Consider the following 24,100-nt stretch of genomic DNA (forward strand, 5'->3'; position numbering starts at 1 on the left):
GAAGCGTCAAACGAAAACGGCTGGGATCTGAACTACGGTAACGTCGCTCTGATGTGGCGTGGCGGTTGTATCATCCGCTCTGCGTTCCTGGGCAACATCCGTGACGCTTACGAAAACAACGCTGAACTGGCTTTCCTGGGCTCAGATGACTACTTCAAAAACATCCTGACCGGCAGTCTGGCAGCATGGCGTAAAGTGGCAGCGAAATCGCTGGAAGCAGGTATCCCGATGCCATGTACTACTTCAGCGCTGACGTTCCTGGATGGCTACACCACGGCTCGTCTGCCAGCGAACCTGCTGCAGGCGCAACGTGACTACTTCGGTGCGCACACTTATGAGCGTACTGACCGTGCACGCGGTGAGTTCTTCCACACCAACTGGACCGGTACCGGTGGTGACACAGCGTCCACAACATACGACGTATAAGACGTGTTGAGGGGGAATTCACCCCCCTCTTCTACGCCTGAAAATTAAGCATCAGGGAGGATGTTAACTTAGTTAACATCCTCTATTTTTTTGTCTGAATTCAGTTACAGAGAAACCACGATGACATTTTATAAAGACTATGTATTTGTTCCACAGGAAGCGGAACATGAAACACATAACGGAAATGAGTGTTCATCTGAGCAGAAAGCTCTGCGCCTGGCGATGGTAAAACACGCCCAGCAACAAGGTGGATGCTAATCCCGCTGAAAAAGAGACTCTCGTTTCGATTTAGCACGGCGGAACAGGCTGAAGGCATAAATAAGAAAAGCACCCTGCGGTGCTTTTCTTATTTATGCTTCTTGTTATGGCCTTTACCCGGGTTGTTGTGTCCATTAAAGCTATGATTATCCTTTTTACCGCCTTTGGCTTTATGCTTATGAGTATCACAATCGCCGCCACCCACTTTTATGCCACCAGCCTCAACGGACATACAGTCAGCCGAAATATCTAACTTATCGCCGATGCTGATCCCGGCCTGTGCGCCGCTGCAAGCCATCAGTAAGGCCAGAACAATTCCTGTGCGTTTCATTCTAGTTATCCTTGTCAGTTTACTAAGCTGCGCATTTAACTATTGTCCGGCGCTGACCTCAATAGCAGACACCAAGCCTGACAGTAAAATGACTCGCTCTATACAGGCCACTTATAATATGGCATAACACCGTGCGTCTGAATGCACAGATCCGACACTAGAAAGATGACTTCAGTCCATCACATTTCTGACGGGCTTCATTGTTCTCAGGTCCACTTCTACGACACCGTTTAAACATTGCGCTTAAACACGCACCCGCGGGTGCGTGTTTCATTGTTGTCACTCCGTCAGCAACAACGAACAAAACTTCAGCATCTGAACGTCAATTTACGATTACAATCGGGTTTTGAGTTGAATGTTATCTCAATAACCTTTAGTTTATAGACGTCTAAACGTCTTTGCGCTTAAACATCCAAAACAACAACAGAGGGTTTATTTATGTCAAATCATACAGTCAGTGTTCTCGATGGTGGAATGGGTCGTGAATTAGAAAAACGTGGCGCGCCGTTCCGTCAGCCCGAATGGTCAGCACTGGCGATGATCGAAGCTCCTGACATTGTCCGTGATGTTCATTGCGCATTTATTCAGAGTGGCTCTCAGGTCATTACGACCAACAGTTATGCCTTAGTTCCTTTTCATATCGGTGAGGAACGCTTTAAGCGTGAAGCTCAGTTACTCGCTCACCGCGCCGGTGAAGTGGCTCGTCAGGCTGTAGCCCTGGAAGGTAACACCGCCCGGGTCGCCGGCTCACTGCCACCGCTGTTTGGTTCTTACCGCGCTGATCTGTATCAGGCCGATCGGGTCGCAGAGATCGCTACACCTTTGATCGAAGGACTGAAAGATAATGTTGATTTTTGGCTGTGTGAAACCCAAAGCCTGATTGCCGAACCAGTGGCGGTCAAAGCATTGCTCGACAAACTGGATAGCGAACACAAACCGCTGTGGGTATCATTTACACTAGAAGATTCAGAGCCGACTGATGTACCGCGCCTGCGCTCAGGCGAATTGGTTGAAGATGCCATCAATGCGATGCTGGCTCTTAACGTTAGCGCCATCTTGTTTAACTGCTGCCAACCTGAAGTGATTCAGGAAGCCCTGACCATCGCCAAGCGTTGCCTGGACACAGCAGGGGCACAGCAAGTTCAGCTTGGTGCGTATGCCAACGCATTTCCTCCTCAGCCAAAAGACGCGACCGCCAACGATGGCCTGGATGAACTGCGTGCCGACCTGACACCGCCAGCCTACCTACTGTGGGCAGAGAAGTGGCAACAACAAGGCGCCAGCCTGATTGGCGGCTGCTGCGGTATCGGTCCGGAGCATATTGCTGCGCTGCATCAGCACTTCGCTTAATCGGAGCGAGTGATGCAACAACCGCAAAAAATCGGCCTGACCACGCTGACTGCTCTGGTGTTCAGCTCCATGGTCGGCGCCGGTATTTTCAGCCTGCCACAAAATATGGCAGAAGTCGCTGGTGTGGATGCCATTCTCACCGGCTGGCTTATTACTGGCGTAGGCATCTTACTGCTGGCCGGCTGTTTTTTACATTTGTCCCGTCTTAAGCCTGAACTGGATGGGGGTATCTATACCTACGCCCGCACAGGCTTTGGCGACACTGCAGGCTTTTTATCCGCCTGGGGCTACTGGCTGTGTGCCACAATTGGCGTGGTCGGTTACCTGGTGGTTGCCTTTGCCGCCATTGGCGCCTTTGTCGATACACCACAATCGGTCATTTTTGGCGACGGAAACACCCTGCCCGCATTTATCGGCGAATCGCTTATCCTGTGGGCGGTACACTATCTGGTGCTGCGCGGTATCAAACAGGCAGCCTTCATCAACCTGCTGGCAACCCTGGCAAAATGTCTGCCACTGATTGTGTTTATTGTCCTCGCCTACTGGGCATTTGAGCCGGCAACGTTTAACTTCGACCGTGCGGGTCAAAGCTTACAAACCCCGTTCATTGAGCAGGTAAAAGGCACCATGCTCATTACACTATGGGTGTTCACCGGCATTGAAGGGGCAATCGTATTATCGGTGCGTGCCAAACGTCGCAATGATATCGGTAAAGCGACCTGTCTGGGTGTGATATTTGCGCTGATTCTGTATGTGGCCATTACTCTGCTATCTCTGGGCGTAATGAGCCGGGCAGATGTCGCCGCCCTGAATAATCCATCCATGGCCGGGTTGATGGCACACATGAGTGGTAACCTTGGCCAGTGGGTAATCAGCCTCGGACTTATCGTATCAGTTCTGGCCTCTTACCTGAGCTGGATCATGTACTCAGCAGAGGTGCCGTGCACTGCTGCACAGCATGGCGCTTTCCCGCGCTTTTTTGCCAGACAGAACGAACAAGGCACATCACCGGCCTCGCTAACGCTAACCAGCGTGACAGTCCAGTTATGCCTGGTGCTGATCATGTGGACCGGGGAGAGTTATAACACTCTGGTACTTATCTCGACTTCGATGATCCTGATACCTTACTTCCTGGTGGGTGCTTATCTGGTCAAAATCGCCTTCGGACAAGCCGCAAGTTGGAATATCAAAGCCATTGGTCTCGGCGCCAGCCTGTATGGTTTGTGGCTGATTTACGCCGCGGGCCTCAACGCTCTGGTCTTATCCACCCTGCTCTATATTCCGGGTTTGATGGTGTTTTACTACAGCCGTCGTAAACATCGTCAACTGGCATCTGCCACATGATCTGCTGACACCCCCTGCTCATCAGGGGGCTGTCGCACACTAGTGCCAACATCCGCGCTGAGTTCCTGCACCAACTGTTGCCAGTCGTTAATCTCCCCTCGAAAATAGGCAATTTGCTTATCTGACGCCAAGCGTACAATCTCAACCAGATACTTATCGGAAATGGCTTGATTGTATTGAAATTTAGCACGCAGAACCGGACTGTAGAACTGCTCGGGAGCAAACAATAACGCCTGTAACTGCGCGCTGAACAAAGCTTCATTGTGTCGCAGTGTAAACAAATGAGTTAACTCGCGCCGCAGGCGGCTGTGAAAGGCAATCCAGTCTGCCGTGGTCACTTTCATCTCGTTTACCCACTGCGAAACCACGTCCTCTTGCTGAGCGCTAAGGCTGCCAAACCACTCCTCCAGATTGTCTGTTATCCGTTCCCGATAACGTACGCGAGCCTGACTTTGAGTCGTGTCACGATACTTTTCGGCAAACTCTTGCTGGCGCTCAGTTAATCCCTGCATAAATTGCTCAATCTGAGCATCGCTCAGAGTATTAGCCAACAGATACGCATCCGGCAGGAGATGCATTACCAGGCGCTGATAATGCTGCTGCACCTCCGTTCGGTGCAAGTCGAGTTGCCGTGGGCTAAATTGATCCGGTTGCAGTAAGGACAGCTGCTCTAACTGATGCAGGTAACGTGGCATCTCTTCCTGTTGTTGCCAGGTACTGAACGAGGCAATTTTATCGCTCAGCAATGCTTTCTGCGTCGAGTTCAATTCCACGTAATCTTCAACATAATCAATCACAAACCAATCAATATTGTTGTAGACAAACTTGGCACCGCAACCGGTCAGCACCAGCGCAGTGATGATTATTGCTATCCATCTTACCATCGGGCACGTCCTTTCTCGCTCTGTCAGTAACCATAGACTGCGTTCGAAGCTTATGCGACTTTTAGCGTATTCCTCGCGACATTCTGCTTCAGAAAATTCTTTTAACTTAACAACATAATCTATTTATTATACGGCAAGATTGTTGGTTTTTTGAGCTTGGGAGTTGGATCTCATTAAACCGTTTTTAATTCGGTTAGTCTGGTCAGGCACTCCAAAATTAGACCATGTATCAACATGGCTGCTTGTCTGAACAAACGCTACCAATAAAAAGTGAACCTATGCAGTTACACGAGCAGTTAGCGCAGCGTATCGTCGATCGCGCGCAGAAAATCATCAAGTATCCGCTGAATGTCATGGACGAGACCGGCATCATCATTGCCTCCACTAATCCGGCGCGGCGCTATCAAAAACACGGCGGAGCCGTTCTCGCCCTGACGGAACTCAAACCTATCGAAATCTCCGAAACCATGCTGCCAGAGTTCCCCAATGTTAAGCCGGGCGTCAACTTACCGATTGTGTATAACAACGCCGCGATTGGCGTCATTGGTATTTCCGGCCCCTTGGTGGAAGTGCGTCCGTTTGGCGAAATGGTAAAAATGGCGGCTGAAATGGTGGTCGAATACACCTCTATGATGGAGATGACCCGCTGGAGTGAACGTAAGCTTGAAGAACTGCTACTGGAATGCATTGACCGAAGTTCCTCGCTGGAACACATCACCAATATGGCCGCCCAGCTCAAAGTCGACATCTTCAACCACCATGCGATGTGTGTGATTGAAGTGGACAGTTCAGAGGCGCAAAAAGAGGTGGTCAAAGTACTCAACAACTGGTCACGTAAGCGACTGAAAGCCGAATACTCTTATAAGTCGAGCGTAGTGCTGCTGAATGTCTCCGAATCGGAACGCGAGGATGGCAAAGCGATTGATGACTGGCAAAGTATCCGCAGCTATTTGAGTGAGTCGCTGAAGGTACCGTTTCAGTGCTCTCTGGGCGCGGTTTACAGCCAACCTAAGGAACTGCCGTTTGCGTTTGAAAGCGCGATGGCGGTGATGAAATGCGGGCAACGTCTCAATCCGAAGCAGCAGTTCTACCCTTACCACGAATACGAGCTGCCGGCACTGTTTGAGGGCTGCTTATCTCACTGGCAACGAAATAAGCTAGCCACTCATGCACAACAGCTTGAACTCCACGATCCGACACTGATCAATACTGTGTTGTGTTGGTTTGAAAATAACTGTGATATCAAAAAAACGTCTGCAAAATTATATGTTCACCCTAACACGCTGCGTTATCGCATAAAAAGGGTGGAAGAGATCTGTAACATCAATTTGCACCACTACAATGACATGTGTTGCTTGTATTTTAGTTTGATTTTATAGAGTATTAGCAGAGCTGTTGCCCGACTTTCAGGGCAGCAGCAATATTGTGTGCGCTGCGAATCACGTTGAATTTTGCCTGAGCAACAATCTCCTCAAAGGTCGTCACCTTGTAGACGGAGTCAAAGGCAGCATCAATTCCGTGGGAGTACACGGCCTCGATATCATCCCCCAACGCACCGACAATGGCGATAACAGGGAGATCATAACGTTTGGCAATACTGGCAACACCAACCGGTACTTTACCATTCACACTCTGACTGTCGAGGCGCCCTTCTCCGGTAATCACCAGATCCGCTTCTTTAATCAGCTCCTCCAGCCCGACCGCTCGAGTCATGATCTCGATACCTGGCTTGAGCTCTGCATCGAGAAACGCGTAAAACGCGGCTCCCATCCCGCCCGCAGCCCCTGCACCCGGAATGTCACTCACTTTACGCTGCAGATCTTGCTCGACAATTACCGCGAAGCGGGTCAATGCCGCATCCAGTTGCTCGACCATTTGCACAGTTGCCCCCTTTTGCGGGCCGTACACATGTGAAGCGCCATTACTTCCGGTCAGCGGATTACTGACATCACAGGCCACTTCTATCAGACATTCTTTGAGGCGGGAATCCAGCGCGCTGACATCGATATGAGCCAGCTCCTGTAACGCAGCACCGCCAAACGGCAACTCGATTCCGCTGGCATCGGTGAACGACACCCCCAATGCCTGCAGCATGCCACAGCCTGCATCGTTGGTCGCGCTGCCGCCAATACAGAGGATCAAATGACGGATACCCTGATTCAAGGCATGCTCGATCAATTGGCCGGTTCCGTAACTGGTCGCGACCAGCGGGTCACGTTTTGCGCTCGGAATCAGTTCAATACCGCTGGCCGCCGCCATTTCAATAAATGCGGTTCTCTTATCTCCGGAGACACCATAAAAAGCATCATGTTGTTCACCGAGTGGCCCGACCACATTCACCGTGACCCGTTCGCCACCGGAGGCATCGACTAATGCTTCCACGGACCCTTCTCCTCCATCCGCGGTCGGACACTTCACATACTGCCAATCCGGAAAAACCTGTCGGAATCCCGTTTCAATCGCTTCTGCGACTTCAATCGCGCTTAAACTTTCTTTGTATGAATCAGGGGCGATAACAATTTTCATCAATAAGCACCACTTGATAGAAATTATGAAGCAGCAGGTTGTCACAACCTGCTGCATTTTATTTAGCTCGCTACCGTAACCTTAGCCAGTTTTTCGTAATGCAACGCTAAAGCACAATGATCTTTTGATGCCAGGTCATCCGCTTTCAATGCCTGCATCATCTCCATTACTTGTGCGGTAAGCGGCAATTGTGCCCCAACTCCGTGCGAAGTATCCAGCGCGTTAGCTAAATCTTTAATATGCAGGTCAATGCGAAACCCAGGTTCAAAATTACGATTCAGTACCATAGGCGCCTTGGCATCCAGTACGGTACTGCCGGCCAAGCCGCCACGAATAGCCTGATAAACCAGTTCAGGGTTCACACCTGCTTTGGTTGCCAGAACCAAAGCCTCAGACATCGCAGCGATATTGAGCGCAACAATCACCTGGTTAGCCAACTTAGTGACGTTGCCAGCACCGATATCACCGGTATGCACCACAGATCCTGCCATGGATTTCATCACATCGTAATACTGTTCAAACAAACCCTTGTCACCGCCGACCATGACGGACAAGGTGCCGTCAATCGCCTTCGGCTCCCCGCCGCTGACCGGTGCATCCAGCATGCTCACACCCTGCTCGGCCAGCACTCTGGCGATCTCCTGGCTTGCCAACGGAGCAATGGAGCTCATGTCTATCAGGGTCAGTCCGGCATGCGCGCCTTCAATAAGGCCATGCTCACCCAAGGCAACTTCTTTGACGTGCGGTGAGTTCGGCAACATGGTGATTACCACATCACACTGCTGTGCAACCGCTTTTGGTGATGTGGCCGATTCTGCACCAGCATTGACCAGCTCATTCACTGATTCCTGATTGCGATCCAGTACCACCAGAGAGTAACCCGCTTTAAGCAGGTTTTTGCTCATAGGTTTACCCATAATGCCGAGGCCAATAAATCCGATTTTCATAACACTTCCTCTTGCCTTGATTTACTTAATAAATTTCTGACACAGTGCCTGTGTCGCTGCTTTGAATGCGCCTAAATCACTCCCCACCGCCACTAGGTTGGCGCCCCATTCGAGGTAACGCTGCGCGTCTTCATACACCGGGGCCAGAATGCCGATGGTTTTGCCTTTCGCCTGACCTTTTTCAAACACCATGCGAATGGCGCCCTGAACATCCGGATGGTTAGCATTGCCCAAATGCCCCAGCGCGGCCGCCAAATCGCTCGGTCCGACAAAGACCCCGTCAATTCCCTCAACACTGAGAATACTGTCGAGGTTATTCAACGCTAACTGGCTCTCGATCTGCACCACCACAGCAATGTTGTCGTTGATATCCTGAAAATAATTGGCGGTTGTACCGTAGCCATTACTGCGGTGTCCGACCGAAACGCCGCGAATGCCCTGTGGCGGATAGCGCGTCGCCGCCACCGCAAGTTCCGCTTGTTGCTGTGTTTCCACAAACGGGACGATAAGATTGTAAAAACCGATATCCAGTAAACGCTTAATAACAACCGGATCGTTCACTGACGGGCGAACAACAGGCACACTGCGACTGTCCTTGAGTGCCATTAACTGCGGTATGAAAGTCTGAATGTCATTCGGTGCATGTTCACCATCGAGCAAAACCCAGTCAAAACCGGCCAGGCCAAGGATTTCCGTGGTGATGGGACTTGCCAGGGCACTCCAGCAACCGATTCTTTGCTCCTGATTCAGCAGCGCACGCTTAAAATGATTCGGGTAAGTGTTTTCGTTCATTACGTTATCCTCTGTTCGCGCTTAACGAACCAAGCACGGTTTTTTGTTATCGAATGTCCATTTAGGAATCAGGTACTGCATGCCAATGGCGTCATCGCGTCCGCTCAGTCCCATATTTTTGTAAAGCTCATGCGCTTTCTCGACCTGAGCCATATCAATCTCAATGCCCAGGCCCGGTTTATCAGGCACAGCAACAAAGCCGCCACGAATCTGCAATGGCTCTTTAGTCAGGCGCTGATTGCCTTCCTGCCAGATCCAGTTGGTATCAATGGCGGTAATGTTGCCCGGTGCCGCGGCGGCAACCTGGGTAAACATGGCAAGTGAAATATCGAAATGATTATTGGAATGTGATCCCCAGGTCAGGCCCCATTCGTGGCACATCTGCGCCACACGTACCGAGCCTTCCATGGTCCAGAAATGTGGATCTGCCAAAGGTATGTCGACCGACTGGAGCGAAATGGTATGCCCCATCTGACGCCAGTCGGTGGCAATCATGTTGGTTGCAGTCGGCAGGCCTGTGGCGCGGCGAAATTCGCTCATCACTTCACGGCCGGAATACCCCTGTTCTGCACCACACGGGTCTTCGGCATAAGCCAGAACACCTTTGAGTTCTTTCCCGACCCGAATCGCTTCTTCCAGAGACCAGGCACCGTTAGGATCAAGCGTCACCCGAGCCTGCGGGAAACGGGCAGCGAGCGCTTTGATCACTTCCGCTTCTTCCTCGGCGCGCAGTACACCGCCTTTCAGTTTGAAGTCGTTGAAGCCATACTTTTCGTAGGATGCTTCCGCCAAACGCACAACCCGCTCAGCGCTTAACGCTTCTTCATGGCGAATGCGGTACCAGTCGCAGTTATCCTGCGGCTGACTCTGATAAGGCAGGTCGGTTTTGTTGCGGTCACCGATAAAGAACAGGTAACCCAGCATCTCGACTTTATCGCGTTGCTGACCCTCACCCAGCAGAGACGCCACCGACACGTTCAACGCCTGGCCGAGCAAATCAAGCATCGCAGCTTCAATAGCGGTCACAGCATGGATGGTCGTTCTCAGATCAAAGGTTTGCAAGCCACGCCCACCGGCATCACGCTCAGCAAACGCGTGGCGCACCTGATTCATGATATTTTTATATTCACCCAGGCCACGGCCGATGATAAAGCCGCGCGCATCTTCGAGTGTTTTACGGATACTCTCTCCTCCCGGAACTTCACCCAAACCGATATTGCCGGAATTATCCTCCATAATGACAATGTTGCGGGTAAAGTAAGGGGCATGTGCGCCACTGAGATTGAGCAGCATGCTGTCGTGACCGGCTACCGGAATCACCAACATATTTTCAATAACAGGCATACCTTTTTCAAAATTCATACTATTCATCCTTTAAGCTATTTTTTTATCAGCACGCGTCTGCTTCTTTGTTTTAAACACTGAGCGAATTGCATACATGACCGACGCCAGAATAATCACCCACAAGCACATGGCGATGGGGCTCTTGGTGAAGAACACCGACAGGTTTCCGTAAGACTCAATACTTTTGACGAAATAGACTTCGGCCGATTTGCCTAAAATAAATCCGATAATAAACGGCACTACTTCGAGACCAATTTTGGGGGCCACCACGCCGAACACACCAAATAACACCAGAGTCCAGACATCAAACATCACACCGTAGTTAATGGCATAGGCTCCGATGACACACATCATCACAATGATTGGATAGAGAATGTACTTAGGAATCATCACCACTTTAGCGACGTGACGAATGGCGAAGTACATGATGGCAAACATGACGAAATTGGCGAAAAACAGTGAGAGGATCATAAAATCCCAGGTTTCGAGATTTTCGTTAATGAACAATGGACCGACCTGAATACCCTGCAGGGTAAAGGCACCAATCAATACCGCGGTTGTTGAATCGCCCGGAATGCCCAGCGACAGCAAGGGAATCAATGCGCCACCAGTCAGACCATTGTTAGCCGATTCGGAAGTAATAATGCCCTCTGGACAGCCCTTACCCATTTGCTCCTTATTCTTACTGATGTTCTTTTGCTGGGTATAAGCCAGCACCGAAGCGGCACTACCACCGATACCGGGTAACATACCGACAAAAGTCCCAATCGACGAAGAACGAATCAGGTTAAACCACTGCCCGTTAAAGACTTTCCAGTCAAAGCGCGTTTTGCGATCCAACTGGATCATGTCCCCTTGCACATGATCAGCCTGGCTGACGCGGCAACAGGCGGTGATGATCGCGGCAAGCCCGAACATACCGATCAGCACAGGAAGCAGCGAGAAACCAAAACTCAGTTGATCTTCCAGTGCCTGTGGCATGAGACGATATTCGCCATTACCGCCAACAGAAATGTCGTACGCGCCGATTAGGCTGATCAAAATGCCAAGCAAGCCACTGAAGATGCCCATCAGGATGTGTTTTGAGAGTGAGGAGATCACTGTCAGTGCCAGAAAAATGAGCAGGAACTTTTCAACCGTCGAAAATTTAATCGCAAAGTTTGCTAAGAAAGGGGCAAAGAAATACAGCACCACCGCACTGAACAAACCGCCAAACAGTGACGAAGCGACCGCCACTTTGAGTGCTTTTTCTCCTTGCCCTTTCTGGGCCATGGGATAACCATCAAATGTTGTGGTGATGGAAGAAGGCGTACCGGGAATATTGAGCAGTACTGCAGGAACCAGGCCTCCCGAGATGCCACCGACGTACAGTCCAAGCAGCAGTGCCAGGCCATCATTCAGACCGAGTGAGTAGGTTAATGGCAGGCAGACCGCAACCGCTAACGTCGCTGTCATACCAGGTATGGCACCAAAGATAATCCCAATCAGGACCCCGATGGAGCTCAGTAAAAACATATTGACAGATAAATGTGACAAAATTTCCATAAGATATTCCACATTCAGTTTCACGTAATAAATTTAAGGCAAGGTAATACCAAACATCTGCCCTAAAACGACCCAGGCAATCACTGGTGATAAAATTGAATTTATTGTTATATAGATAACTTTTCTCTGCGTTATTTCTTTTTCCATTAGAAATGGAATGATGAAGAGAAAAGGAACGGTCGCAATCAAAAACGCATAGCCAGTATTAGGGAAAATTTCTCCCAGCTGTTGCATTATTAATATGTAACCACTAATAAGGGCCAGAAAAAAGTAAGCTTTATAGTTGTTATTATTGATGATCTTTTGCCAGGAAAATGACTTCACACTGGCTGCTATTATTTTTCTCTCTTTGACCAAAATAATCATAAGCAGACAGATTAAACAGGTGATGATTATTTTTGGAAAAAACCAATGCGATTGTGCAAAGTCAATATTTACATCGAGCATATCGTTTCCTTGTGTAGGGTAGTTTTGATTTTGTTTGAATTAGTATATGACTATCGACCAAGCGAGGGCTTTATTAAAAACTCCAAAAATAGCATTAAGTTAACGGGCTATTTTGTAGGATCCAACAACAGGGTGTGACACGGACACAAAACAATTAAGCTATTGTTTTTATTAAATAAAATAAAATACCTATAATAAATTCATGCCAGGGTCGCTTTTGTGCTTCTTTACAAAATGCAGATGCAAGTAGAAATCTGATAGCCATCACAATCCTTACCGTAGCCAGATCTGTTTTCTAAAAAATGGCCTGACGGAATTACCGTCAGGCCATTTTTACTAAGTAGTGAATAGTGAAATTACTTATCCACTGATGGGCGTGTTGGTTGCTAACGCAGCCAGTTGGTTTTACTCAGTTCAACAATCTCATCGCCACGACCGTTAATGATCGCTTTGAGCATGTAAAGACTAAACCCTTTCGCGTGCTCTATATTGATCTGGGGTGGCATCGCCAGTTCTTGTTTTGCGGTATCCACTTCCAGAACCACCGCCCCCGGATAATGCAGCGTTTCGCTCAGTGCCCCCGGCAGCGCCTCGGGATCAGTGACATGAATACCTTTGATACCACATGCCTGGGCGATCTCGGCAAAGCTCGGGTTCTGCAGATCGGTATCATCTGATAAATAGCCTCCGGCTTTCATCTCCATCGCAACAAACCCCAGAGAACGGTTATTGAATACGATGATTTTAACCGGTAAATCCAGCTGATTGAGAGACAACAGATCCCCCATCAGCATAGAGAAGCCACCGTCACCACACAGGGCAACAACCTGACGAGTGCGATCCAGCGCCTGCGCGCCCATCGCCTGTGACATCGCATTGGCCATTGAGCCATGGTTAAACGAACCGATCAGGCGGCGCTGACCATTCATTTCCAGATAACGGGCCGCCCACACAGTCGGGGTACCGACATCACAGGTAAATACCGCATCCTCTGCCGCTTGCTCACTAATTAAGCGCGCCAGATATTGCGGGTGAATCAGACCACGTCCGGTTTTACCACTAGCCAGATCATCCAGACCTTTACGCGCCTGCTTATAGTTCGCAATACAGTCGCTCAGATGTTTGGATGAACGGCCACTACTGATAAAAGGCAGCAGCTTGTCCAATGTCGCTTTCGTATCCCCCAGCACACCAAATTCTATCTGAGTATGACGACCAAGAGAGGCGGGGTTATTGTCGATTTGTACAATTTTGGCATTCTCCGGATAAAATGCCCGGTACGGGAAGCTGGTACCAATAAGCAGTAAAGTATCCGCTTCACGCATCGCGTGGTAACCGGAGGCAAAGCCAATCAAACCGGTCATCCCTACGTCGTACGGATTGTCATATTCGATGTATTCTTTCCCGCGCAGAGCGTGCACAATCGGTGCCTGCAGTTTTTCTGCCAGAGCCACCACCTCTTGATGCGCACCTTTCACTCCGGCACCAACCATCAGCGTCACGTTGTCGCTGCTGTTGAGATACTGCGCTAACTGTTCAATATCCGATGTATGCGGCGTATACAAAGCCGGTTTAGGCAAACTCCACTTCGGTAACACCCCTTCCGGCATCGGTTTCAGCGCTATATCGCCTGGTAGTACCAGCACGGCCACATCATTGTGCAGGATAGCCTGACGCATCGCGGTTTCAAGCAAGTAAGGCATTTGCTCTGGGTTGGAAACTAACTCACAGAAAACACTACATTCTTTGAATAATTCCTGGGGGTGAGTCTCCTGAAAATAGTTGGTTCCTATTTCTGCAGAAGGGATATGTGCCGCAATCGCTAACACGGGAACCCGATTACGGTGACAATCAAACAGGCCGTTAATCAAGTGCATATTGCCGGGCCCGCAAGAACCGGCACACACAGCCAACTGCCCGGAAAGATGGGCTTCAGCGCCGGCGGCGAACGCCGCCACTTCCTCATGGCGGGTTCCCAGCCATTCGATCTGACCAATTTTTCTCAGGCTGTCACTCAGCCCGTTCAACGAGTCGCCAGTGACTCCCCAAATGCGTTCCACGCCAGCCTGGCGCAACGTATCTGCGATAAAATAGGCGATAGTTGGATTACTCATACGAAAATCTCCACGTCGGTGATTGATGCGAAAAATCTGCAAAGCAAAGGAGTGCATTCAAAAAAACCGTGCGTGTTATCTCGTTTTCTATCATCCTCTCTCTATAAAACTTGTTCAATATCAATTTATTTGAATTCTTGTAATGTTTTTTTATAAAAGATGATTTTTTAGGCATAAAGAGCATAAGCAAACCGCAGATAGCAGTTAGTTGATAGCAGCCTAAGGAGCAGATCAGCCGCACATATGGTGAGTAAGAGGTCACTCGGACAAGGCAGAAGCCAGATAATGCTCCCGGCGAGCGGGAGCACTGAGCGGGAAAGTATGTTAAGAGATGATGCTGTAAAACTTCATGTCTGCTGTCAATCTCTCGGCTTGATCCTGAATGACGTGACCCGGAACATTCTTCTTATATTCATCACAGCATTGGTTAGTCATCACCATACTGAAAACGGTGTATTGATGCTGTTCTGCCAACTGGTAAAAATATTCCATATCTTCACATTTGGAGAAGGAATTGGTGACCGCTATCTTGTTAGCCCCCTGCTCCATCAGATTTTTGACTCCGTTGCGGCAATACTCATCCGCATAAGGTTTTAATTTTTCATTCCATCGGTTCTGACCATACTGCCGATAGTAATCCCAGCACGAGACGATATTGTCATTGGCCAATAAGGTCCGGATAAATTCTGTTTTACCGGTGCCAAAAGGCCCACGAAGAATATACAGGTATTTCATGACATCTCCTCAAATCAAAGGGATAGAAACGCAGTTATGATTGAGACCTATCTTTGCGGATCACTCAATCTTTGCTGCAAAAACGATGAACAGTAGCATCGCCCCTGATGATTAAGCCCACAGAGTGGGCTTAATCATGGCTATCACCACCCTAAAAAGCGAACTCTCGTCACTCGGTGATATTGGCAAGCACTTGTTTGTATTTATCGTTTTTCGCCTGCAGATGCTTGAGGGCATCCGCTGAATCGCGATAGTTAGGCACAAAGAAAGCCTTCTCAAACGTTTTTTGAATTTCGCCCTCGGCATAAATCTCTTTTAACGCTTTATCGATATAGGCGATCTGGTCTTTCGGCATTTTCTTGTTGTAGAGGAAGAAAAACTCTTTATCGAACGTAAAGTTACTTTGCGCATCCATCGGCACCACTACATTGGGCTCAGCATAAGAGAAGATCTGTTTCTGACTCAGACTACCAAAGCCGTTTTTGTTGACGTCCGCAATGCTATCTTTGGTTGAGGTTAACCAGACAAATTTCATCGCCTTCTGATCCGATTCAGGCAAGCGGGTAAATTGTTCATTCGCCGGTAAACTGCCCTGGATCATATCAGCCAAACCATCAAACAGCTGTTGGTTCTTATCAGCCTGAGAACCGGTATTCACCGCAATAAAATGACTTTCCTGCCCCGGATACTTCATCTTAATGGCATTTTTTACCGCGCTGTAGCCAATTTCAGAAACACCACCCGGCTGAATCGCTACGCGGATTTCTTTGCCTTCACCAACAGCATTGATGATGTCATCCAGCGTATTGTAGGGTGATTTTTTCGGCACAAGATAAGCGTTAGCCGGGTTAATCGCGAAAGTGGGGCCAATAATATATTGGTTGAAAATATCGTAGTAACCGCGAGTGCCGTACAGATTACCCAGGTATGACTGATCGTGGAAAATCATAATGGTGCTGCCGTTGCCAACACGTTTCAGCGTGCTGAATGCGGCACTTGAGCCCACCGCATCTACTTTGATGTTGGTATCAAGTTTTTTTGCCAGCGCTTCAGAAATAATGGCTGCGGCCTGATAGGTATCGCCTCCGGTCGATTTCGAGCCGATCACCACACGGATATTGCCAAAGTTCGGCTTATCAGCACTCATCGCGACCATAGGCAATGCCATTAAAGAGAAGGCAATCGCATGTTTAATCAGTTTTTTCATAAATTCCTCTCGTTTCACGTTAATTGTTGTCTTTGTTATATCTCTTCTATCGGTTATCTCGGTTATCAGGTTACCGGAGCCGGATTAAACACAGCCAGTGCGTTATGCAAGCCCCACTGGTCGGAATACGTTTGCTTATCACCGCTCGCCACGGCCAGAATATGGTTAAAAATTTCCCAGCCCATCTCTTCGAGTGAGCTTTCTCCGGTCGCCACCGTACCAGCATTGATATCCATCAGATCATGCCAGCGGCGCGCCAACGAGGAACGTGTCGCCACCTTGATGACAGGCACGGCTTCCAGTCCGTAAGGTGTCCCACGGCCGGTGGTAAACACCTGTACCGTGATCCCCGATGAGACTTGCTGAGTGCCGCAGACAAAATCGCTGGCAGGCGTGGCAGCAAAAATTAAACCTTTTCGGGTCGGACGCTGCCCCGGAGAAAGAACTTCAACAATCGCGCTGCTGCCTGACTTGGCAATGGACCCAAGCGCTTTCTCAACCACGTTGGCCAGTCCGCCTTTTTTGTTACCCGGAGAAGGGTTTTCTCTGCGATCGGTTTTTCCGAGGCTAAGATAATGATCGTACCAGGCCATCTCTTCCATCAGGCGCCGGCCAACCTGCTCATCAATACAACGGGGCCCCAGCAGATAAACCGCATCACGCACTTCAGTGACTTCCGAAAACATCACGGTGGCGCCACAGCGGACCAGCAGATCGGACGCATAACCCACGGCCGGGTTCGCCGTGACACCTGAAAACGCATCACTGCCGCCACACTGCATGCCCACCACCAGCTCAGATACCGGACACTCTTCACGCTGGCGCTGATTGAGTTTTTTCAGATGCATTTCAGCGGTTGCCAGAATGCTGCGCACCATGGATTGAAAACCAATATGGTTTTCACTTTGCAACGAGATAATACTTTCGGGTGCGACGTTAATCGTCTCGACATCATCCGTTCCCTGCAGCAGCCTTTCCGGCTGTAACTTTTCACAACCGAGGCCAACCACCATGACCTCGCCGCCAAAATTAGGGTTCAGAGCCAGATTATGTATGGTGCGGATCGGCACCACAGATGCAGGAGCATTGATCGCCACACCACAACCGTACAAATGATTGAGTGCTACTACGCCATCCACATTCGGATACTTAGGCAGCAGATCCTGTTTAATCAGGTTCACCACGTAATCAACCACGCCGGCAACACAGTGAACGCTGGTGGTAATACCGAGCAGATTTTTCGTGCCGACACTGCCGTCCGGATTGCGATAGCCTTTGAAGGTGTAATCTGACAAAGGAGGCAATGGTTCGGGGACTTTTGTGGCGAGAGGAATGTCATCCAGCGGCGGGGCTTCCGGAATGTCGACTAAAAATTCGTTGATCCATCCACCCTTGGGGATTGAAGCGTTAGCAAAGCCAATCACTTCACCATAGCGCACGATGGGCTCGCCGGGAGCGAATGGCGCCAGGGCCACTTTATGGCCCTCGGGAATGTCTTCCTGTAAGGCAAAATCGTTATTAAATAAGGTTCCCTGCGGCAACCCACCATCGTTGACCACAATAGCGACATTGTCTTCCGGATGAACTTTGATATAGCGAGGCAGCACATTTTTCATAATCTGACTTCTTATTTTTATTCAACTCATAAAAATTAAAACATCAGACCCTGCATAACATCAGAACTATTATCAAAAAATTTACTTTTTATTCAGCCCGGTTTTGTAATAATTCACAAAGGCAGAGATACACATCACAAGCGACCCACAAAAATAGAACTTTGGTCTAAGAGTGATTCAATGTCACTAAATTTTAATAATTAAAATTTAGTTATATAAAGAGATCGCAGTCACAAATAAAATCACGTCACCATCGCACAGAACTAACTCATCATCATTTATAAATAAAATTCATTTAAACAGCGAACTATTTACTAATTTAATTTATTCAACAAAATCATTTGAAATAATTTAAAATGATCATACAGTGGCATAATAAATCATATAACGATAATCAGTTGGCTTTAATATCTGTTGGCTTTAATAGACCGGAAATATATAGTGATGTGGTTAATCAATTTGCGTATACGGTTTTACTGGCCCGGATTTAATGCCGTCCTACCTTGCTAAAATCAGGAGATTGGTAATGAAACCCAATGTTGTACTGTATAAATCCATTCCGGATCCGGAACTCAATAAGTTACATCGTCACTTTAATCTAACCTGCTTCGATGGCGTGAATGCGCAGAACCGTGAACAATTTCATCATGCTCTCACCCATGCCGAAGGCATTATTGGTTCGGGGGTCAATATGCCGGCACCGTTGCTCGATACCGCCACCAATCTCAAAGCCGCAGCAACCATTTCCGTCGGTACGGATCATTTTGATCTTGATTACCTTACTCAGCGCGGTATCCCGCTGATTCATACACCTGGCGTATTAAACGAAACGGTCGCCGATACAGTGATTCTGTTGGCATTGGGCGCCGCCCGCCGCGCAGTTGAACTGTCTAATATGGTTCTGGATGGACGCTGGACACAAAACATCGGACAGCAACATTTTGGGGTTGATCTGTACGGCAAGATCATGGGCATCATCGGTATGGGCCGTATTGGCTGCGCAGTCGCAAAACGTGCCCATCATGGCTTTGGTATGTCGATTTGCTATCACAATCGCTCGGCTAACCCGGAAGCAGAACAGGATTTCGCGGCTCAGCGTCTGGAACTGGATGAGTTACTGCAAGTCTCAGACTTCATCGTTGTGCTGGTGCCTCTCAGTGAGCAAACCACCAAATTGATTGGCGAGGCGCAGTTTGCCCGGATGAAACCCAGTGCTGTCTTTGTCAACGCGGCACGCGGTAAGGTTGTCGATGAACAAGCCATGATCACGGCTCTGAAAAACAACATGATTCGGGCTGCCGGGCTGGACGTGTTTGAAGTCGAACCTCTACCCGCCAACTCTGAGCTCACCAAACTCGACAACGTATTTCTGCTGCCGCATATCGGTTCAGCGACCAGTGAAACACGCCTTGCAATGGTGGAGTGTGCGGTCGACGGGTTTATCGCTGCGATGAACGGCGACTACTCGCAAGCGTGCGCCAACCAAAAGCGCTTGGCGGCCTTAGCAGAGATCTGATCGCTCGTCAGGATCTGCTCACAAGCCGCCACTGTTCTTTCTCTGAAAAAAGCCCGGGCAATCGTGATTATCTCAGCCATCAGGGTGGCGAATTTGGTGTGATCCTATACAGTGAACATATTGATACTTTATCCTGCATTAACTGGGTATTGCTCATAGTTAGCGCAGGATAGCAGATGTGTGCTGATAGCCATCTTTCGTCTTTGTCCTGACTTTGTTTTGGATCTGATTTTTTATATGGAATGGTATGAAGCTCTCCTTGCGCCCCGCGACCGATGCAGATTACCTGTTCGCGTTTGAACTCAAGAAACTGTGCGAGCAGGATGTCATCACCCGTCAATTTGGCTGGGATGAAGAATTGCAACTGGAGTTACATCGCCAGGAATGGCGTTCAGGCCTGCCGACCCTGATTTGTGCTGACGGGATTGCTGTCGGCACTTTTCGTCTTCATCTTCATGATGAGCGTTTTCATTTTTCGCGCTTTTTTATTCTCCCCGCCTATCAAAACCAGGGCCTGGGCAGTGAAATACTGACATTCGTAACGAAACGTTGCACCCAGTTACAACGTGCCTGTCTGCTGTGCTGCATTCAGGGTAACCGTGCGACTGAGCTGTATCAACGTTTTGGATTCAAGACTTACCGTCAAGATTATCAATTTATTTATATGAAATTTAAGCCAACCGATGATTAATGATCTTTTCTTTCACCGATAACGCCGCATCGCTGATGCAATTAAGTCAAAGCAGCACAGACATCACAAAGCACTAAGGACTTGCCCCAGTTAGCCACTCACCTCAAACAACAAGTCAGCTTTTTCAGATAAGCGCCGGCTCGTTCGGATGACAAATTGCGATCCGCACGAGTGTTTTTCATCCCGACATCAGGCTGGTCAGTTCGAATTAAGCCCAATCGCCTGTTATAACATCCGCTTTATCTTGACGCCTTTCCGACAACTCATACAATCAAGCTATTAATCATTAAGCTGCTGGCACCGCTAAACGAAGCGTTTTTGTACATCCGATATCTGCCGCACAAACGCTGTTCCCCCGAAAAATAGACAGCAAGGTGCTCGCTGGATCTGATGCAAAAACTGGCGTAAGGAAAAACCGCTATGGACAGAACGGTACACATCAAAAACGCGCAGGAAATAGCCCAAATGCGTACAGCAGGCAAACTGCTGGCACAAGTGTTCGACATGCTTGATGAGTTCGTCATTCCCGGCCGTTCGACCATGGAAATCAATCATAGAGTTGAGGATTTTATTGTCCGGACTTTAGGTGCACGCCCTGCCAGCAAAGGGCAATATGGTTATCCCTATGCGATTAACAGCTCTGTTAATGAGGTTGCTTGCCACGGCGTGCCGGCCCCCGATCAGATCCTGAGCGAGACAGACATCCTCAATCTGGATGTCACACTCGAACATGAGGGTTTCATTGTTGATTGCAGCAAAAATTATCTCATGCCGAACGCCGATGCGGCCGCCAGAGCATTGGTCAGTGCGAGTCATCAGGCGTTGTGGGCAGGGATCAGGCAAGTCAGGCCCGGTGCCATGCTGGGCGACATTGGCTACACCATCCAGCGTTTTGCTGAATCACATGGTTACAGCGTTGTTCGCGAATACTGTGGGCACGGTATTGGCCGCGAAATGCACGAAGCACCGCAGGTTTTACATTACGGCCTGCCCAACCGCGGCCTGACACTGCGCGAAGGAATGGTATTTACCATCGAACCCATCCTCAATCTCGGCGGTGACAAAGTCTATACCCGGCAAGATGGCTGGAGCGTCGCGACTTCAGATAATCAACTCTCCGCCCAGTCAGAGCACACGGTACTGGTGACCGCCACTGGCTACGAAGTCCTTACCGCTCAGCATCCGATTGGCTCACCGGCAGCGTAACGCCACAGTTCTGCGACACGGGCTTGGTCAACCCTGTCTTAGCCAGGCTTTAGTTACACTGACGTAAACGCTACACATCGATGTGGCGGGCAATCATAATCACTTCGTCGGCGCTATAGAGATCGCTCAGGGTCGCTTCGACTTCCGCTCCCAACGCCTGGCGATATAGATTCTGAGCCCGGTTATCGGCCCGGGTAGTGATAAGGATATGTTTCAGAGTGGAACCCTGATTACGTAACTGCTCTTTGACCAGAGGCAGGGAATCGGTGAGTAACTGACGACCAATCCCCTGGCCCTGATAAGAGGGTTCAACGGCCAGTTGTTCCAGTTCCAACACGACCTGGGGACGAAAGCCGCTTTTCTGCGCCCAGATGATATAACCGACCACTTCCCCTCGTTTCTCTGCGACCAGACAAAACGTACGTGGCGCGGCTTTAAAACTGCACTGGAGCCATTGCTGTGAATATTGCTGACGCGGAAAAGCCACCTGATGGATCAGAGCGGCCGCGGGGACATCCTGCGCCAACATAAAACGAACTGCCATAATCACCTCTGTTTCGGTTTTGTGCCTGACCACGATACCACTGCACAAATCAAATTTCTTTTCTTTTCAAAGGCTATTTTCATTGCATAATAAAAACCCCGGCACAGGCCGGGGCTTTGCAGAGATCAGGCGTGGCGCTGATTAACTGTTATAGACATTCTCGTCCAGTTCGCGTTCGCTTTTCGCAACCAGAACGGCCACCATCATGTCACCACAAACGTTAATCGTAGTACGCGCCATATCCAGAATACGGTCAATACCGGCCACAATCGCCAGGCCCTCTACAGGCAGGCCAACCGTGCTCAGTACCAGAGACAACATGATAAGACCCGCACCCGGTACACCCGCAGTACCAACCGATGCTAGTGTCGCGGTCAGAATAATGGTCAGGTAGTCTGAGGTTTGCAGATCGATACCAAATGCCTGCGCGATGAACAGCGCGCACACACCTTGATAGAGTGCCGTACCATCCATGTTAATGGTTGCCCCCAGCGGCAAAACAAAACTCGACACACCTTCAGACACACCCATGTCCTGGCGAGTCGCTTTAATTGTCGCAGGTAAGGTACCTGAACTGCTCGATGTGGTAAACGCAACCGCTGCAGGGTTAGTAATCGCACGCAGATATTTGATTGGGTTCAGTCGACCCAGCACGCTCAGCACGCCTGAATAGAACACCAACACATGGATCAGCGCACCCAGGTACACTGCACCAATCACTTTGATCAGTGGCAGAAGGACGTCCAGACCATAAGTACCGGCAACCCAGGCCATCAGACCAAAGATGCCGTACGGAGCCAGTTTCATCACCAGTTCAGTCAGCTTGTACATGGCTTCCGCCAGGCTCTCAAACAGTTTCACTGCCGGTTCACCTTTTTCACCCACCAACACCAGGGAAACACCAAGACCAACCGCAAAAACGATGATTTGCAGAATGTTACCCGCCGCCAGAGCATTGACCGGGTTTTGCGGGATCATCGCCAGCAGCGTCTGCACCAGCGGGGGCGCACTCTTACCAGCATCATCAAGATCTTTCGCAACCATGTTCAGTCCGGCGCCAGGTTCAAGCAGAGCAGAAAGGCCAAGACCAATGGCAATCGCAACGGCGGTCGTTCCCAAATACAACACCACGGCTTTGACGCCAATACGCCCCATCTTGCGGGTGTCTTTCATCGATGTAATACCAACGATCAGAGAACAGAACACCAAAGGCACGATCAACATTTTAATCGCGTTAATAAAGAGAGTACCGATTGGCTTAAGCAATGCAGCACTCGGGCCCATCAGCGCACCAACGATAATACCGGCCACCATACCAATCAGGATTTTTTTCCACAGCGCCATGCCTGACCAAAAACCCTGACGGGATGACTGTACTTGATTGTCCATTTCTTTCCTTGTGTGTTGATAGTGTAAACGACTAAAAAAAGCAAAGGCGTAATTACACAATAAAAGTCGCCTGACGTAAACTGTGATAAATGACTATTTTCACTCCCTGACAAGGAATAATTATCCAACAAAACTGACTCAGAGCTGGGTCAAATGCAACTTTCCCCATATAAATTTTCATTGGTCTTGTGCGTTTTATTTCTATTTAACCGTACGTCGTTTAAAAAACAGCTCACACTATTCGCGACATATTCAGGGCAATATTTGCCAAATCGCTTTGATTTTAATCCCATTTCGCCAACATGACATTGGAATATCACCGACTTTTTCCTATCTTCATCTAGTGGTAATGCGTTTTATGACCACCACTTTTTGACCGAACTAAGGGATTATTAATATGAAAAAGTTATTCGCAGTGGCTACGTTACTCTCTACCTTGCCGTTTGCTCAGGCGGTTATGGCTGATGATGATATTGGTTGTGGTTTGGGTACCATGATTTTTGACGGTAAATCCGGAAAAGTGGTCAAAGTGCTCGGCGCGACAACCAACGGTACATCAGGCAACCAAACCTTTGGTATCACATTCGGAACTCTGGGCTGTGATGGTACCGGCACGATTGATTCACGTCAGAAGCTGGCGATGTTTATTGACGGTAACATGGACAATCTGGCACGTGATATGGCCAAAGGTCAGGGTGAAACACTGGCAACCTTGTCTGAAGTCTGGGGCATCCCGAATGAAGATAAAGCAACCTTCAACACCATGGCGAAACAAAATTTTGCCGTGGTTTATCGTTCTGAAAACGTCACCTCTAATGAGGTACTGAATAACCTCAACACATTGATGTCGAACGATTCTAAGCTGTCTGGCTACGCAATGTAACCGCT

22 protein-coding genes and 1 pseudogene are annotated in these 24,100 nt (G+C 49.1%); 9 read left to right on the forward strand and 14 right to left on the reverse strand.

The features are described from left to right. Both E6C74_RS17610 and E6C74_RS21015 read left to right on the forward strand, forming a co-directional pair. Positions 1 to 426, forward strand: a pseudogene (locus tag E6C74_RS17610) (NADP-dependent phosphogluconate dehydrogenase); the annotation flags it as partial. 120 nt (positions 427 to 546) lie between these two features. Then, a complete protein-coding gene (locus E6C74_RS21015) occupies positions 547 to 684 on the forward strand; it encodes a hypothetical protein (protein WP_168797053.1) in 138 nt (45 codons plus the stop codon). A gap of 88 nt (positions 685 to 772) precedes the next feature. Here the strand turns inward: E6C74_RS21015 and E6C74_RS17615 are convergent, their stop codons facing one another. After that, positions 773 to 1,015, reverse strand: a complete 243-nt coding sequence (locus E6C74_RS17615; protein WP_136487364.1) for a CG2 omega domain protein — start codon at positions 1,013 to 1,015, stop codon at positions 773 to 775. Positions 1,016 to 1,453: 438 nt separating this feature from the next. Here E6C74_RS17615 and E6C74_RS17620 point away from each other — a divergent pair, with 438 nt between their 5' ends. Then, on the forward strand, positions 1,454 to 2,365 hold the full coding sequence (locus E6C74_RS17620; protein ID WP_206208439.1) for a homocysteine S-methyltransferase family protein: 912 nt from the start codon (positions 1,454 to 1,456) through the stop codon (positions 2,363 to 2,365). A 12-nt stretch (positions 2,366 to 2,377) separates the two neighbouring features. After that, complete coding sequence (locus E6C74_RS17625) at positions 2,378 to 3,709, forward strand: basic amino acid/polyamine antiporter (protein ID WP_136487365.1); 1,332 nt, start codon at positions 2,378 to 2,380, stop codon at positions 3,707 to 3,709. Here E6C74_RS17625 and E6C74_RS17630 read toward each other — a convergent pair. Continuing rightward, complete coding sequence (locus E6C74_RS17630; protein WP_136487366.1) at positions 3,688 to 4,593, reverse strand: DUF6279 family lipoprotein; 906 nt, start codon at positions 4,591 to 4,593, stop codon at positions 3,688 to 3,690. The two genes, E6C74_RS17625 and E6C74_RS17630, sit on opposite strands and share 22 nt — an antisense overlap. A gap of 278 nt (positions 4,594 to 4,871) precedes the next feature. Between E6C74_RS17630 and E6C74_RS17635 the strand changes: the two genes are divergently transcribed. After that, complete coding sequence (locus E6C74_RS17635; protein WP_168797054.1) at positions 4,872 to 5,972, forward strand: sugar diacid recognition domain-containing protein; 1,101 nt, start codon at positions 4,872 to 4,874, stop codon at positions 5,970 to 5,972. 4 nt (positions 5,973 to 5,976) lie between these two features. On the opposite strand, the gene E6C74_RS17640 is transcribed toward E6C74_RS17635, so the two are convergent. The 10 genes from E6C74_RS17640 to garD all read right to left on the reverse strand — a co-directional run bounded on the left by E6C74_RS17640 (position 5,977) and on the right by garD (position 17,866). Then, entirely contained in the window at positions 5,977 to 7,119 is a 1,143-nt protein-coding gene (locus E6C74_RS17640) for a glycerate kinase (protein WP_136487368.1), read from the reverse strand. A 62-nt stretch (positions 7,120 to 7,181) separates the two neighbouring features. Next, a complete protein-coding gene (gene garR, locus E6C74_RS17645; RefSeq protein ID WP_136487369.1) occupies positions 7,182 to 8,066 on the reverse strand; it encodes a 2-hydroxy-3-oxopropionate reductase in 885 nt (294 codons plus the stop codon). A 21-nt stretch (positions 8,067 to 8,087) separates the two neighbouring features. Then, a complete protein-coding gene (garL, locus tag E6C74_RS17650; protein WP_136487370.1) occupies positions 8,088 to 8,858 on the reverse strand; it encodes a 2-dehydro-3-deoxyglucarate aldolase in 771 nt (256 codons plus the stop codon). A gap of 21 nt (positions 8,859 to 8,879) precedes the next feature. Beyond that, positions 8,880 to 10,220 carry a glucarate dehydratase gene (gudD, locus tag E6C74_RS17655; protein ID WP_206208440.1) on the reverse strand — a complete coding sequence of 447 codons (1,341 nt, stop codon included), beginning with the start codon at positions 10,218 to 10,220 and terminating at the stop codon, positions 8,880 to 8,882. Positions 10,221 to 10,232: 12 nt separating this feature from the next. Continuing rightward, positions 10,233 to 11,747, reverse strand: a complete 1,515-nt coding sequence (locus E6C74_RS17660) for a tripartite tricarboxylate transporter permease (protein WP_136487372.1) — start codon at positions 11,745 to 11,747, stop codon at positions 10,233 to 10,235. A gap of 33 nt (positions 11,748 to 11,780) precedes the next feature. Next, the gene (locus tag E6C74_RS17665; protein ID WP_136487373.1) at positions 11,781 to 12,194 is read right to left on the reverse strand and encodes a tripartite tricarboxylate transporter TctB family protein; all 414 of its coding nucleotides are present in this window, start codon (positions 12,192 to 12,194) and stop codon (positions 11,781 to 11,783) included. A 386-nt stretch (positions 12,195 to 12,580) separates the two neighbouring features. Next, positions 12,581 to 14,308: a ubiquinone-dependent pyruvate dehydrogenase gene (gene poxB, locus E6C74_RS17670; protein ID WP_136487374.1), complete on the reverse strand. Its 1,728-nt coding sequence runs from the start codon at positions 14,306 to 14,308 to the stop codon at positions 12,581 to 12,583. 324 nt (positions 14,309 to 14,632) lie between these two features. Next, positions 14,633 to 15,043, reverse strand: a complete 411-nt coding sequence (locus tag E6C74_RS17675; RefSeq protein WP_136487375.1) for a hypothetical protein — start codon at positions 15,041 to 15,043, stop codon at positions 14,633 to 14,635. A 169-nt stretch (positions 15,044 to 15,212) separates the two neighbouring features. Continuing rightward, positions 15,213 to 16,250, reverse strand: a complete 1,038-nt coding sequence (locus tag E6C74_RS17680) for an ABC transporter substrate-binding protein (protein WP_136487376.1) — start codon at positions 16,248 to 16,250, stop codon at positions 15,213 to 15,215. A 65-nt stretch (positions 16,251 to 16,315) separates the two neighbouring features. After that, positions 16,316 to 17,866 carry a galactarate dehydratase gene (garD, locus tag E6C74_RS17685; protein ID WP_136487377.1) on the reverse strand — a complete coding sequence of 517 codons (1,551 nt, stop codon included), beginning with the start codon at positions 17,864 to 17,866 and terminating at the stop codon, positions 16,316 to 16,318. A 526-nt stretch (positions 17,867 to 18,392) separates the two neighbouring features. Here garD and E6C74_RS17690 point away from each other — a divergent pair. The 3 genes from E6C74_RS17690 (at position 18,393) to map (ending at position 21,279) form a co-directional block, all read left to right on the forward strand. Beyond that, positions 18,393 to 19,382 (forward strand): D-glycerate dehydrogenase, encoded by a 990-nt coding sequence (locus E6C74_RS17690; RefSeq protein ID WP_136487378.1) that lies wholly within the window; start codon positions 18,393 to 18,395, stop codon positions 19,380 to 19,382. A gap of 247 nt (positions 19,383 to 19,629) precedes the next feature. Beyond that, a complete protein-coding gene (locus E6C74_RS17695; RefSeq protein ID WP_136487379.1) occupies positions 19,630 to 20,073 on the forward strand; it encodes a GNAT family N-acetyltransferase in 444 nt (147 codons plus the stop codon). Positions 20,074 to 20,493: 420 nt separating this feature from the next. Continuing rightward, positions 20,494 to 21,279 carry a type I methionyl aminopeptidase gene (gene map / locus E6C74_RS17700; protein WP_136487380.1) on the forward strand — a complete coding sequence of 262 codons (786 nt, stop codon included), beginning with the start codon at positions 20,494 to 20,496 and terminating at the stop codon, positions 21,277 to 21,279. Between the two features lie 70 nt (positions 21,280 to 21,349). On the opposite strand, the gene E6C74_RS17705 is transcribed toward map, so the two are convergent. Further along, entirely contained in the window at positions 21,350 to 21,808 is a 459-nt protein-coding gene (locus tag E6C74_RS17705) for a GNAT family N-acetyltransferase (protein ID WP_136487453.1), read from the reverse strand. A 156-nt stretch (positions 21,809 to 21,964) separates the two neighbouring features. After that, positions 21,965 to 23,212 carry a dicarboxylate/amino acid:cation symporter gene (locus E6C74_RS17710; RefSeq protein ID WP_206208441.1) on the reverse strand — a complete coding sequence of 416 codons (1,248 nt, stop codon included), beginning with the start codon at positions 23,210 to 23,212 and terminating at the stop codon, positions 21,965 to 21,967. Between the two features lie 397 nt (positions 23,213 to 23,609). On the opposite strand from E6C74_RS17710, the gene E6C74_RS17715 reads away from it, so the two are divergent. After that, a complete protein-coding gene (locus E6C74_RS17715; protein WP_136487381.1) occupies positions 23,610 to 24,095 on the forward strand; it encodes a DUF3015 domain-containing protein in 486 nt (161 codons plus the stop codon). The last annotated feature ends 5 nt before the right edge of the window (positions 24,096 to 24,100 follow it).

Source organism: Vibrio sp. H11 (assembly GCF_004804295.1).
Classification (GTDB): Bacteria; Pseudomonadota; Gammaproteobacteria; order Enterobacterales; family Vibrionaceae; genus Vibrio; species Vibrio ostreae.